The 12,345-nt window shown below is 56.9% G+C and carries 10 protein-coding genes; 6 read left to right on the top strand and 4 right to left on the bottom strand.

Annotation, left to right across the window (positions count from 1 at the left end):
* The first annotated feature begins 37 nt into the window (after positions 1-37).
* Genes SFUM_RS10480 through SFUM_RS10470 form a run of 3 tightly spaced genes read left to right on the top strand, consistent with a single transcriptional unit; the run spans position 38 to position 3,725 of the window.
* Positions 38-1,219: an ABC-three component system protein gene (locus SFUM_RS10480; protein WP_150109482.1), complete on the top strand. Its 1,182-nt coding sequence runs from the start codon at positions 38-40 to the stop codon at positions 1,217-1,219.
* A gap of 17 nt (positions 1,220-1,236) precedes the next feature.
* Complete coding sequence (locus SFUM_RS10475) at positions 1,237-1,755, top strand: three component ABC system middle component (protein ID WP_011698877.1); 519 nt, start codon at positions 1,237-1,239, stop codon at positions 1,753-1,755.
* Positions 1,755-3,725 (top strand): DUF3732 domain-containing protein, encoded by a 1,971-nt coding sequence (locus SFUM_RS10470; RefSeq protein WP_011698876.1) that lies wholly within the window; start codon positions 1,755-1,757, stop codon positions 3,723-3,725. The genes SFUM_RS10475 and SFUM_RS10470 overlap by 1 nt, the downstream gene beginning before the upstream one ends.
* 353 nt (positions 3,726-4,078) lie before the next feature.
* Here SFUM_RS10470 and SFUM_RS10465 read toward each other — a convergent pair whose 3' ends face one another.
* Positions 4,079-5,830: a thaumatin family protein gene (locus tag SFUM_RS10465; RefSeq protein ID WP_011698875.1), complete on the bottom strand. Its 1,752-nt coding sequence runs from the start codon at positions 5,828-5,830 to the stop codon at positions 4,079-4,081.
* A gap of 673 nt (positions 5,831-6,503) precedes the next feature.
* Here SFUM_RS10465 and SFUM_RS10460 point away from each other — a divergent pair.
* On the top strand, positions 6,504-6,965 hold the full coding sequence (locus tag SFUM_RS10460; protein WP_011698874.1) for a hypothetical protein: 462 nt from the start codon (positions 6,504-6,506) through the stop codon (positions 6,963-6,965).
* A 40-nt stretch (positions 6,966-7,005) separates the two neighbouring features.
* On the opposite strand, the gene SFUM_RS10455 is transcribed toward SFUM_RS10460, so the two are convergent.
* Both SFUM_RS10455 and SFUM_RS10450 read right to left on the bottom strand, forming a co-directional pair.
* Positions 7,006-7,392: a hypothetical protein gene (locus tag SFUM_RS10455; RefSeq protein ID WP_011698873.1), complete on the bottom strand. Its 387-nt coding sequence runs from the start codon at positions 7,390-7,392 to the stop codon at positions 7,006-7,008.
* Between the two features lie 91 nt (positions 7,393-7,483).
* Entirely contained in the window at positions 7,484-8,683 is a 1,200-nt protein-coding gene (locus tag SFUM_RS10450; protein ID WP_011698872.1) for a hypothetical protein, read from the bottom strand.
* 420 nt (positions 8,684-9,103) lie between these two features.
* On the opposite strand from SFUM_RS10450, the gene SFUM_RS10445 reads away from it, so the two are divergent.
* Positions 9,104-9,994 (top strand): MBL fold metallo-hydrolase, encoded by an 891-nt coding sequence (locus SFUM_RS10445; RefSeq protein ID WP_011698871.1) that lies wholly within the window; start codon positions 9,104-9,106, stop codon positions 9,992-9,994.
* Between the two features lie 237 nt (positions 9,995-10,231).
* Here SFUM_RS10445 and SFUM_RS10440 read toward each other — a convergent pair whose 3' ends face one another.
* The gene (locus SFUM_RS10440; protein WP_011698870.1) at positions 10,232-10,657 is read right to left on the bottom strand and encodes a hypothetical protein; all 426 of its coding nucleotides are present in this window, start codon (positions 10,655-10,657) and stop codon (positions 10,232-10,234) included.
* A gap of 374 nt (positions 10,658-11,031) precedes the next feature.
* Here SFUM_RS10440 and SFUM_RS10435 point away from each other — a divergent pair, with 374 nt between their 5' ends.
* Entirely contained in the window at positions 11,032-12,345 is a 1,314-nt protein-coding gene (locus SFUM_RS10435; protein ID WP_011698869.1) for an ATP-binding protein, read from the top strand.

The following is a 12,345-nucleotide window of genomic DNA, read 5'->3' as shown; positions in this document are numbered from 1 at the left end:
GCGCTCTGGAAAACATGTTCAAGCCAAGGCTAAAAAGATGCGGAGAAAAAAAATTGAGAGAAGTCCGACTCAGGCACCTGGTCAGTACTTGGGCTACTCACTGCAAACTACTCGCTTGCTGGCAAGGCTATTGGATGCTCTTTCAGAACACACCATTAGCCTCGAGGTCTTTGAAGATGTCGGAGCGGAAAGAGAAGATGGGACCCGAACCGCTGAACAGGTTAAGAGCGCGATCTTCAGCAATCCTGTCTCTGATCGTGCTGAGGGTCTTTGGAAAACCTTTGCCAATTGGATAGATGCGGTAACGGCTGGGGCTTTGGAACTGGACAAGACCTATTTCGAAATTTACGTCTCAAAAGTGGTGCCCGCCGGTATTGCAAAGCAGTTCTCAGATGCAGCCACTTTGGAGGAAGCAGTTTCTGCTTTTCAGGAAGCCAAAGCGATTCTTGGGATTTCGAAGAAGGGATCAGAACCTTTACGCGGGATCAGTGATACCTTACGGCCATACCTGGCTAAGGTTTTTGAGGCTGACGAATCAGTAATAAGTCGGATAATTTTCAGGTTCAAACTTGTCTTCGGCAGCGGAAGTCCTGTATCCGATTTGGCGCCGTTGCTGAAGAGAACTTTTGTGCCAGACGATATGGTCGACGACGCAATCAGGTACTCTCTCGGCTGGGTCAAAGAAAAGACTGACAAATTGCTCGAAAAAGGGGTTCCAGCCAACATATTAGTAGAAGAGTTTAGAAAGGATATGATAAGCTTTGAAAGGGCTCATGATAATCGGACTATTCTGACATCGTATGCGCAAGAGCCGTCTCGGTCAGAAATAGAAAGGGACCTAAAAGTTAGACAATATGTAAGGCAGCTGGAAATAATTGAGGCTAGTTATGGCCAGAAAATAATGGCGGTCAAAGACTATCTGCTTTCATCTGCTGATCGGACTTTATGGAGCGCCAAAGGGTTAGTTCATCGGACCAGTTTCGACAAATTCGAGTCAAAACTGGTAAGAACATGGGAAAACCTGAAGCAACAAACAGAAATTGCCCTAAAAGACAAGAGCGCTGTTGAGAGAGGGAAGTATCTTTACTCGGACTGTGGAAATCAAGAAGTGAAATTGGAAGGGCTAGAAGTTCCACCCCATTTCACACCGGGAAGTTTTCATGCCTTGGCCGATGATCTCAAGGTCGGATGGCATCCGGAATATGAAAAGAATTTGTAATAGTTGGGAGTCTTTAGATGCTCCAAGATATGTCAAGTCTCAGTCGAGAAGTGGAATACGTTCAGAATCCCGCCTTAGGGGGAATGCTGGTATGGAACTTTTCTGTCGGGTATGAAGAGAATAGCGAAATTCGGTCGGCTGTTCCTCTACCCTTGCTATTTATTGTGCTACCAATCGTCTTGCACGAAGCGACTTTCCGGTTTGTGCTGAATACCCAAGAGAGGTCCGGGCTGAGAGCCTTAGCTGCCAAATTCTCCACTTCCAGGGAATCGAAATCAGATTTAATTCTGGCCATACATGATCGAGCCCTTCAAATGCGCAGCTTAACCATGGAATCTCTGACCTTTGCTATTGCGTCCAACCTTTTGATGCTGGACATGATGAGCGGGAAAGCCATACCTTTATCACAAACACCACTTCGAGCCGGCATCCCCCAATCCATAAGACCGATGTTCGATGGGACCAAAAAACTCGGGTCCTGGTGCTCAAAGCTCTCTCTTTATGAAATTTCTATCATTTTGAAGGTAGGATTCTGATGTTTTTTCAAATAAAAGAGATCGTCCTCTGGCCGAAAAATGGAAGCCTGGAGCCTCGTCGCCTGCCGTTCGAGAAGGGCAAAGTAAACGTTATCAGCGGCGGTTCCAGGACTGGAAAATCAGCAATCATACCGATCATAGATTATTGCCTTGGTTCCAAAAAATGCAGGATTCCAGTAAACACTATCCGGAACTCATGCGAATGGTTTGGAGTAGTAGTCCAGACAGGTACCGGCGAGAAACTGTTTGCCAGACGCGAACCTGGGTTTCAAAAAGCGACGGGCGACATGTTCATTATTGAAGGTAAAGAAGTGGAAGTTCCTGAAAAGATTAATCTCAAAAACAGCGGTGTCGAAGCGGTTAAGGCTAGTCTGGATGAACTGGTTGGCTTGACGGCGCTGGATTTTGACACCGAAAGCCTCGGCAGTGGGTTTAAGGGGCGTCCCAGTTTCAGGGACTTGTCGGCGTTTATGTTCCAACCGCAGAACATTGTGGCAAACCCCGATGTGTTTTTTTACAAGGCTGATACCTATGAGCATCGCGAGAAGCTCAGGACTATTTTCCCCTATGTTCTTGATGCGATAAATCCGCAGATCCTGGCAATGCAGCATGAACTTGCCCAACTAAAGAAGGACCTCAGAAGAAAACAGGCCGAGTACGAAAACATCAAGCTGGTTTCCGAGCGATGGTTAGCCGAATTGCACGCCAAGATTTCCGAGGCCAGAGAACTGGGTTTGATTAAAGCGGTGGTTCCCGAGGACGCTTCCCGAGAACAAATGATAGAAATCCTAGCCGCTGTGGCGAAATTCTCCGGAGATGAGATTAAAGTCACTGAGCAAAGCGTGAACGAAGCCATTGAGGAACTGAGGCGACTTGAAGATGAGGAAAGGAGCGCTTCCTTTGAGCTTTCTGAGCTTAGAGGCCGCTTGGACGAGATGTCTGCTCTCAGGCAAAGCACCGTGACCTATCATGGGGCACTCCACATTCAAAGGGACAGACTCAAAGTATCGGAATGGATGCTCAACAACCTTGACAAAGAACAAGAGTGCCCGATGTGTGGCAGTTCCTCTATTCAGGTCGATGAGAAGCTGGAGTGGCTGCATAAAGCGCTTAAAGAGATAGAGAAAACAGCTGGAGAGTTCGAGCAGGTCCCAGCAGCGTTCGACCGAGAATTTGAAAGGGTCGGGAGAGAAATGCGGGACGCCTCTGAAAGACTACGCGGCATCCGGATCAGAATCAGTGCTCTTAGGAAGACTTCTGAGCAGGCTCAAAAGCGGCGTTACGACGCGCTGCAAACGTCTCGGTTCATTGGAGGCCTGGAAGAAGCTCTTCAGATGTATTCGAGAATCGGAACCGATAGTGTATTGTGGAACGAAATCAGTGACCTGCGAGAAAAGATCACCGCTCGCGAGAACCAGATATCGGAACGTGAAATAAGGGAAAGAACTAGGCGGGCTCTGCGAAAGGTCGAATCGAACGCCGGGAGAATTTTGCCACATCTGGATACTGAGAGACCTGACGATCCTGTCAGTTTGTTGATCAATGACCTCACGATCAAAATAGGGGGAGTCTCAAGGGAAGATTATTTATGGGAAATCGGAAGTGGCTCCAACTGGCTCTCATATCACATCGCCGTGATGGTAGGATTGCATCAGTTTTTTTTGTCTCTTAGATACAGCCCTGTTCCTTCCTTTCTTATTTTAGATCAGCCGAGCCAAGTCTATTTTCCTAAGACTCTCTCATTAAAGGAATACGATGAGGGAAAGGAGATTGCTTTACGTGATGAGGACGTCGTCGCAGTACGCAAAGCATTTTTAGCTTTGTCTGTTGCGGTAACAGCGAGCAAAGGAGGATTCCAGGTTATTGTACTCGATCATGCTACAGAAAACGTTTGGGGTAATATCTCAAATGTCCATCTGGTTGAAGAATGGCGTGATGGCAAGAAATTAATTCCTCCGTCTTGGGAATAATATATTAGCCACCACCACTTATGGAGAACTTTGGAATCTTGGATACCAATGTCGATACAGACCAGCTTGTTTTTTATTGATTCATTCTAATCTGATAAGTCGAATTAATTAATGCTGAAGTTTAACAGTATCAAAAAAGTATTTTAGTCATTTTAATAAGTTACATCATCACAAACACGTTGTGGCACTACCTTTTCGCGTTTTTCAAAAACCGATCTAGCATTCATGCGGGTTTACAGCCCGCGAACGCCCGGTCACTGTTAAACTTTAGCTCGGCCGGGGCGAAGGGGGGCATTCCACCGGTGGTCGGCGATCCCCCGTGAGAGCCGATGCAGCCTCTTCCCGCGCCGGCTCTACATGCTGGGGCAGAAGGTGATCAGGTAATCGGCGTCCTTGCACTGAAAGGTGCTGCTGTTGTCATTGAATTGCCAACTGTATGCATCGGGGCACTGGCTCTTGTAAATCGCCTGATAGTTGCAGTTCGCTTCGCTCAGCCCGGCATTCTTGCACCACGTCGCATTCGGTTTGGGCCATTTCTCGTAATGGCAGATGCCTCCGTGAGGGGTGGGCAGATTCTTGTTGTAGGGCGAACAACCGTACTTGCAGTGAATGTCTCCGCACCCGCACCCGGCCCCGCAGTCGCAGGCGCAGCACACCAGGGCTCGCTTGTCGGGGTTGTTGTAGATCGCCTTCAACACCGAATGCTTTTCACGCTGGATCGGGTCCATCACCGCCTTGCAGAGGCTCCAGCAGACTTTCTTCCCGCTCCCGTCGACCGCGCTCAGCTCCGGAGGGCACTTCCTCATGTCGAAGGTGCACTGCGCTTTCCCGCAGTTGTACTTTGGAAGTCCGTTGTAGGGGCTGACTTTCTTGTACCTTCCCTTCAGGGGTTCCACCTTGATCGCGCGGCTGTAACCGTCCACGTTGGTGAGATCGTAGGTGTCGGTTCTTATCACGGCGACTCCGTTGAAGAATCCCGTGGACGGATTGAAAGTGACTTCAAGGGCGTTCGCGGGGGGAGCCTTGGTGCCCCCGTTGCACGGCACCCTGAATCCCGCAGATGCGTTGCCGCAATCGCCGGTGTCGCAGATGAACCGCGGCCCCTCCCAGCTGGGGTTCGTCTCCCATCTGCAGCCGGTGCGCGCCCAGAATTCCGCCGATTGCAGGTTGTTTGGAACCTGGATGATCTTGGTGTTTTTGTTCGCTGTCGGAAGAAGCTCGAAACCGGTGCTTGTACCCTTCCAGGGTTTTTCAGGGCAGCTTTGCTTGGCGCAGTTGCACGCGGAACAATCCGGAACCGTTCCGGACGCGCCCACCCAGATCTTCCGGGAACAGTTGTTGTAAAAAACGAGCGTCCTCTTGCCGGGCGGAGTGGGCGGTATGGCGGGCAATTGCGGGGTCATGGCCCAAGTCACCGCGGCATCGAACAGTTTCCACCCTTCGGCCGTCATCACGTTCGGGGCGTTCCGCGGCAGATAGTAGCCGATGCGGATGCCCGGCGCCGCGAGCCCAGGCATCCGCGCCCCCGCCTTGTAGGCGAAAATCGCGTACATGTCCGGAGAGTTGATCAGGGTGGCGATGGGGATGGCGTTCGTCCCCGGCGTGCCGAATCCCATCCTGATGTCCCGTTCGGCGACTTCCACGACGCCGTCGAGCGAGGCGGCCAGGGGATGACCCGGCCTGGCGATCACCAGGTTCTGTTGCTCTTCGACCGATCCGTACGATTCGCCCGGCTTGGAATCCGTCATGCCCAGGTCGTCGAACTGGTAGGGTTCAAAGCAGATGATGGGGGTATGCACGTCGCGCAGAAGCGTCTTCAGCCCTGTGGACACCACCGACTCGGAGATGATGATCAAATCCTTGTCGAGGGCGTTCGCGACGGCGACATTCCCGGTATCTCGAACCACAACCACAAATCCCCTTTTTACCAGGCGGTCCTTGAGGATCAGTTCCCCCACGGTCGGAGTGGTTCCCCCGATGACATAAAGCACCTGCGTGGCGAAGGCGTGGGAGGCGCTGAGCAGGACCGCCAGGACGACCGCCAGGAAACCCGCCTTGAGACTGTGGGACGGCATTTTCGGATGTGCAGTGGGAATGTTCGGCATGGGTCTGTTCCTCTCTTCTCACGCCACCGCCGGGCGGTCCGGAAGGGGCGCGCGGATGAATGTCCGGTCCCCGGCCGCCGCTCCTTCATGCGCTGAAATCGCGCGCGGCACCGGTCGATCGGACGATGAAGCCCTGTTTTTCTTTTTTGATGCATGGAAAAGATTGCGTGTGGGGTCGACCACTGGCGGACGTCCGACGGGAGCGTCCTGCCGTGTCTCCAGCAAACCTGAGGCAGGAAAGGGACATGCGGCGCAGCCCCCTTCCATCGGAGCGCCGGCAGGGCGGATTCCCGAGATCCGGTGCCGGTGCCGAACGGCTTCAGGTTCTGCCGGTACGCCCTATAATCCACTACTTCGCAGCCGGTTTCAAGCGGTCGTTTGATGTCTTCCAAATGGCGAGGGAAGATAATTGAAAGGCAAGAAGACAGAGAAGAGGAATCGTCCCGCGTACCGGGAGCTTTCCGCGCTGGCGTTTGGCGGCCCATAGATCGGATTGACGGGCCGCGGGGAAGCGATGGGCGAAGGGTCGGGGCCGGCCTCCAATTTCTTCTTGCATTCTGGGCGCATTCAATATATCGTGAAAAAACGAATAGATAGTCCCATGTTTGGCATGGGAGGGTTGCTGTTCCGAGGATTTACGCGCTGAATCGACAGGCTGCGAGCAGGAGTCAAAATGTTCTTAACCATTCTGCACATGCGGTACATGAGGGCCATGGCCGAATATGCCCTGCTGCTTCTGGTGGTGGCGGCCGCCGTTATTGCCTGGGGGACCTGGGTTGCCGGTTTCTCGTTCTTTCTCGTTGCAGCCCCGGTGCTGCCGGTTGTGGAGTCTGCAATCCGGTTCCGGCGGACCACGCCGCTCGCGGAACGGACCGCCTTTGCAGTGAGTCTCGCCGCTGCCCTGGCCCACGCCGTCTTCCTGTACCTCGCGCAGCGGGGGAGTGTCGATGGGACCTTGTTTGCCGTGATCTGCCAGTACCTGTCGCTGATGATCCTGGGAACGGCCCTGGGATGCATGCTGTTTACGGAGAAGATCCTCGCCTTCAAAGAACCCAAAAAGGCCCATGTCCTGGGCAAGGGCAAGGGCGGGTACCAGCGCCCCAGGAAAAACACGATCAAGAAGCCGAAGAAATAAGGCCGCAGGGGTGGCCGGCTTCTCTTGCACCGCCGGAGGGCTAAAGCCCCAGGGTCAGGCGCAGGACCACCCCGAGCACGGCAACCGCCACAGCCAGTGCGAGGAAGAAGATCACAAGGAAGCCGAACGCCCGGAGAGCGGAGTTTGTACCCCCGGTCGCGGAATCGAAAGGAATCCATTTCGCCTCATTGGCGGTCGGCTCCTCCCCCTTTGCCAGGAAAAACACCGTGACAAGCGTCGTCAGGGGGATTCCGGCAACGCAAATTCCGATGACTCCCGGCACGAGCACGCCTCCGACGGCAAAGGGGAGAATGAGCGCACCCAGCAGGCGCGGCCTGTTTCCACGAAGAATCCTTCCCCCGTAAAGGGGCAGTCTTCCGCCGAAAATCAGGCAGAATGCAATCACCGCAAGAGCCGTCGATGCCATTTTTCCACCCGCTTTTGCCGGGCTCTCGGTGCGCATGGAACATGGTCGAGTGCCGTATCGCCGGCCATAACGGTCTCGACCCTGCGTCCGGTCAGTGCACCTCGAACCACGGGATTCCCAACCTGCCGTTTCGAACGCTCACCTGCACGGTGTCCCCCGTTTTGTAGCGACGATAAACGGTCCTGGAGACCTCGATCTCTTTCGCCTCCTTCCGTGGCCCCCAGGGGGAGAGTTTCAAATGATAGGAAGAGGACTTTCCGGTACAGCCCCGGGCGGAGAGCACCCGCGCCTGATAGGGGACGGGAGCGGATGCGTCCAGGAGACCGTTCACCGAGATTGTGGTTCCATAACCGTAGGCGGCGCAAACGCCAAAGAGCAGAAGGGCGGTGGGAATCTTCCGCCATGTGTCCCCGGCGTGCATGATCGCCAGGAACCACATGCCGAGAAACACTGCGATGAAGGAATACCCGAAATTATCCCATTCCAGGATGTTCCAATCCTGGAATGCGCGCAACGCGAGCGCCCCGCAGGAATAGCAGAGTGCGGGGGCAATGCCGGAATACGCGCTGCGGGCTTTCCACTCGAATCGAAGAGCCCCCCTGAAGAATCGCAGGGAGGCGAGAGCCGCGGGAGGCAATACAATCAACGCCCCAATCGCGTATTCGTACGGGGTGGGCTTGATATAGGCCCAGAGAGCAACGCCCGTGCCGACGACGCTCAGGCACGTCGCCCACCGTTTTGCCCTCCTGAGCGCCAGGGTTCGCTCTTCTTCGGTGCTGCCCAGGGCGGCATCACCCAGCGCCTCCTTCATCTCTTCCTGGAATTCCGTTTCATCCAGATTGGTCAAACGCCGGCCGGCCCACTCCACGAAATCCTTTTTGTCCCCGATGGTCAGGGCGATTCCGATGCTGGGGACCGCCGGATCTTTGGGCACCAGGGTCAATGCCTCCCGGTTCTGCGTGGTGACCATTCTGAAGCCGCGAATGGCGTCCATCCGGATCTCCTTCGTTCCGAGGAGCCGGATGTACCTGATTCTATCGGAATAGACCTCGAGGCGGGTCCTGAACGTGGACGCCAAGACATAAGCAAGGCACGCGATCATCGCCGATCCCGCTCCCAGGAGCACATAGGCAACGGTGAGATCGCGCCCGCGCGGCGCGCTCCTGGAAAAGGCGGTCCCCAGAATCATGAGGAAAAAGGCGAGTCCAACGATCGTGACGGCCGCAACGAGCACTTTGTAGCCCCAGGCGGTCGTGTAAACTCGAATCGGGGACCCCTCCGAGAACGTCATGTCGCTCCCGTTCAAAACGTTCCTCCCGTGGCTCAAAGATGCTTCCATGGCAGCGCGGGGTACCGGTCATCCGCGCTGTCCTCCCGCGGAGCTTTCCGGTCTCGCTTGTATCGTCGGCCGGCGAATGCGGGGACTTTAACGGAATTCCGGCATCGCGGAGACGGAGTGTTTTGCCCGCGGTCCCGCGTATTGACGGCGCATCGAGAAGTGCGCGGCGGCCCGGGTGACCGCCGCCAATCCTGCCCGATTCAGAGGCACGCGGATTTTTGCTGAACGGGGGCTTCAGTCATGCGGCGGCGTGTCGCCGGACCGAAACAAAATATTGATCATCGCCGCCAAGGTGCGATAAATGTGAACGTGTCGGCGGTTTTTCCCCAAACCGGTTTTATCTGCACTTGACATTCACTGGGACGGTTACTCATGGAACTGCGAAAATTCGGATGTATCACCGTAATTCCCGGGCGACAGGAGTCGCGCTACCCGTATTGCACTTCGCTGTTCATCGATGACGAACGCAAGGCCGTCATCGACCCGGGCTCCGACGAGGAGCTGCTCAGGGACATCGCCTCCCGCAACAGGATCGACGCCCTGATCTGCACTCACTACCACGAGGACCACACCGCCTTCAATCGTCTTTTCGATGACGTGCCGCTGTGGGTCCACGAGGCGGAGGAGATGTGTTACAGGTTCTACTCCACCCTTCTGCACTGCTACGGCGTCGATGACGGGCCCTTCACCGGGGAATGGCGCGATTTTCTGGTCGGGGAGTTCCATTACCGGGAACGTTCCCCCGCCCGGACCTTCAGGGACGGCGACATCCTGGACTTCGGCCGGACGAAGGCCCGGGTGGTTCACACACCGGGCCACACCTTCGGGCACTGCGCGCTGCACTTTCCGGACGAGGGAGTCCTTTTCCTCGCAGACCTTGACCTGACTCCTTTCGGCCCCTGGTACGGCGACCGGGTATCGGATATCGACGCGACGATCGCATCGGTGGAGCGGCTGCTGAAGATCCCGGCGGACGTTTACATCACCTCTCACGAGGCCGGCATCATCGAAGGGGACATTACGGGGCTTGCCGAGCGGTACCTTGCGGTGATCGACCAGCGGGAAAAGAAACTGCTGGAATTTCTTGAAGAAGAGCCGAGAACCCTGGACGAGATCGTCAATCGCCGGATCATCTACGGGAAGGAGCGCCTTCCGCTCTTCTTTTTTGACATGGGCGAGCGCGGCATGATGGCAAAGCACCTGGTTCGCCTGATCCGGGAGGGCAGCGTGCGTGAGCGGGACGGCCGCTTCTCCCTGCGCTGAGCCCCTTGGTCGGGATACGGGAAACGAGAATCCGACGCGCCGATCCAGGCAGCCCAGGCACAATGGCCGCGCCGCGACACGGCAGGTTCTTGAGTCGACTGGCGATCGAGCGTGCCCGGTTGCACCTCCCGGCCAAGGCGCAACGGCCTTCCGCGGGATGGACCCGATTGCACCTCACGAACGCGGGGGAATGGCGGTATGACGGCTGCGGAACCGGGCGCCTCAGATTCCTTGGGCTCACGACTGCGGTGAGGCGGTGTTAACGATCTTTTCGGGCCGGACTTCCGATACGCCCGGACCCTGCTTGCCGAGAATCCACCAGGCGATCAGGAGGAGGAGGACCGGGAGCACGAACCCCACCATCATGGGCGTGATGTCCCACAGGAGGCCGAGGGAGGAACGGCCGCCGATTCCGAGGAAACGGCGGACCTTGAGCCCAACCGGGACGGCGGTGAAGACCAGCGTGGGAATGAGTATGTAGGCGTAATGGCGCAGCCCTTTCCCGACCAGCCTGGAGAAGAACAGCTGGGCGGAGAGCACGAGAACGGCTCCGATCATGGCGGGGACGGCTCCCGCCACGGCCGCGAGGAAGGAAGCAAATTCGCGGAAGATCAGCAGGGCGATGACCGCGATGACGATCTTCCTTGCGGTGTCGAGGTTCATCCTGAGTTCCCCTTTCCGGAAGTCCGAGTGTTCGGCCGGTCACCCGGACCGTTCTCCTCACGGCTTGCACCCGGGCCGATTTTCTCCCGGGAACCATTATCTTGGGTAAGATCGGTTCCGTCAAGCGGTTCGGATTGGAAGGCGGGCGGAATCGATCCCGGGAGCGGGGGTTCCAATGCCCCGAACCTCCCGCGGAGAATCCCCACGGGGCACCGTCTTATTGATTTGACTGGGCGAAAGCTTGGGCTATAGTGAGTGCCCGAATCAGGAGATGCCGACGTCAAGACGGGGGCCTCGTGCAGCCCGCGGCCCGGATGCGGGCGGATTCGCATTCTTGTCCGCCGCTGCCGTGCGACCGTCGGCAAGGGGGGGAATTGAACCGGGAGCATACTCACGCTGTTGTCTTGAGAGTGCGGGGGAACGCGGTTTTCCTGCCGTTGGTGACTTCCTTCGTGGAACTGTCCGCCGGCGCCTTCGGACTTGGGAAGAAGGAGGCCCTCGGGCTGACGCTCGCCGCGGAAGAGATCTTCACGCACCTGTGCGGCGTCATGGGGGCAAAGGGGGGCGAGGTCAGGGTCCGGTGTCGGACTCACGGCCACTACGTCCGTGCGGACTTTTCTTTTCCGGCGGTGGACTTCGACGTGCGCGCGTTCAACCTCACCGCCAAAGTGTCGCCCGCGGACGATCGCTGTGAGGACGAGATGGGACTGGTGCTGGCGTCCAGAGCCGTGGACCGGTTGAATGTGACTCATGCACGCGAGCGCGGGTTGCGCCTCACGCTCATCAAGGAAAAAGCCTATCCGAAGACCGAGGCGGACATCCCGCTTTCGAGCCGGCCTCTGCAGCAGTTTTCGATTCGCCCGCCGGAACGGGACGAACTGAAGGTTCTCGCGCTCCTCACGGGAAAGTATTACCGCCGTGAGGGTCTTCCCGGATTCTTCGATTACCCGGGCAAGCTCGTGGACATGGTGGGCGGCGGCGAATACCATGCCCTCGCGGCACTCGGGCCCGCGGGCGAAATCGGCGGCGGCATCCTGTGGTGTTGGGCGGGATCGAAAACCGTGGAATTCTACGGTCCCTATGTCTTTGAGCAGGAACCGAACACCCGGATGCGGAACGCTCTGCTCGACGCCGCCATAAGCACCATTGCCCGGACGCCGGCCGTGGGGTTGTTGAACCGTTGTCCGCCGCCCGATTTTCCTCAGGAGTACTTCGAGCCCCTGGGCGGCATCCCGCTGCTCTCCGAAGACGGTACCGTGCTGGAACAACGCGCGTGGTTTCGGCTCATGCACGAAGACCCGGGCGCCGTGGCGTGGGTGCACCCCGAGCTGGAAGAGTTCGTCCGCGGCGAATTCAAGCGGCTCGTTCTGCCCCGCGAGGTCCGAATGGTGCGCGACGAAGGGGAAACCGCGAACGCACATTCGCTTCTTTCCGCCGATTTCGACCGGCCGCAAAAGACCGTGACCCTGAAGCCGGTCTGGCCGGGCCGGGATGCGGGTGAGAACGTCGCCGGCCACGTTGCGCTCCTGCGCTGCGAGGGGCTCCGGGACGTTTTTTTCGCGCTTGATCTCGGGCAGTCCTGGCAGGCTGTCTTCACCCCGCACGTTCTGGCCCGTGGATTCGTGCCTCGCCTCCTGCTGCCGTATGCCGCAGAGGGCGACATGGTCGTTTTCCAACTCCAGGTGTAG

Origin of the sequence: Syntrophobacter fumaroxidans MPOB, from assembly GCF_000014965.1 — a bacterium.
Lineage (GTDB): Bacteria > Desulfobacterota > Syntrophobacteria > Syntrophobacterales > Syntrophobacteraceae > Syntrophobacter > Syntrophobacter fumaroxidans.
The sequence above is the reverse complement of the archived record's forward strand: the minus strand, read 5'-3'. Positions and strand labels throughout refer to the sequence as shown.

What these genes read in the sequence shown, in the direction of transcription:
- SFUM_RS10475 (WP_011698877.1), top strand. Translation starts at nt 1,237, where the DNA reads ATGCTCCAAGATATGTCAAGTCTCAGTCGAGAAGTGGAATACGTTCAG.
- SFUM_RS10470 (WP_011698876.1), top strand. Translation starts at nt 1,755, where the DNA reads ATGTTTTTTCAAATAAAAGAGATCGTCCTCTGGCCGAAAAATGGAAGC.
- SFUM_RS10460 (WP_011698874.1), top strand. Translation starts at nt 6,504, where the DNA reads ATGTTCTTAACCATTCTGCACATGCGGTACATGAGGGCCATGGCCGAA.
- SFUM_RS10450 (WP_011698872.1), bottom strand. Translation starts at nt 8,683, where the DNA reads ATGACGTTCTCGGAGGGGTCCCCGATTCGAGTTTACACGACCGCCTGG.
- SFUM_RS10455 (WP_011698873.1), bottom strand. Translation starts at nt 7,392, where the DNA reads ATGGCATCGACGGCTCTTGCGGTGATTGCATTCTGCCTGATTTTCGGC.
- SFUM_RS10440 (WP_011698870.1), bottom strand. Translation starts at nt 10,657, where the DNA reads ATGAACCTCGACACCGCAAGGAAGATCGTCATCGCGGTCATCGCCCTG.
- SFUM_RS10480 (WP_150109482.1), top strand. Translation starts at nt 38, where the DNA reads ATGCGGAGAAAAAAAATTGAGAGAAGTCCGACTCAGGCACCTGGTCAG.
- SFUM_RS10445 (WP_011698871.1), top strand. Translation starts at nt 9,104, where the DNA reads ATGGAACTGCGAAAATTCGGATGTATCACCGTAATTCCCGGGCGACAG.
- SFUM_RS10465 (WP_011698875.1), bottom strand. Translation starts at nt 5,830, where the DNA reads ATGCCGAACATTCCCACTGCACATCCGAAAATGCCGTCCCACAGTCTC.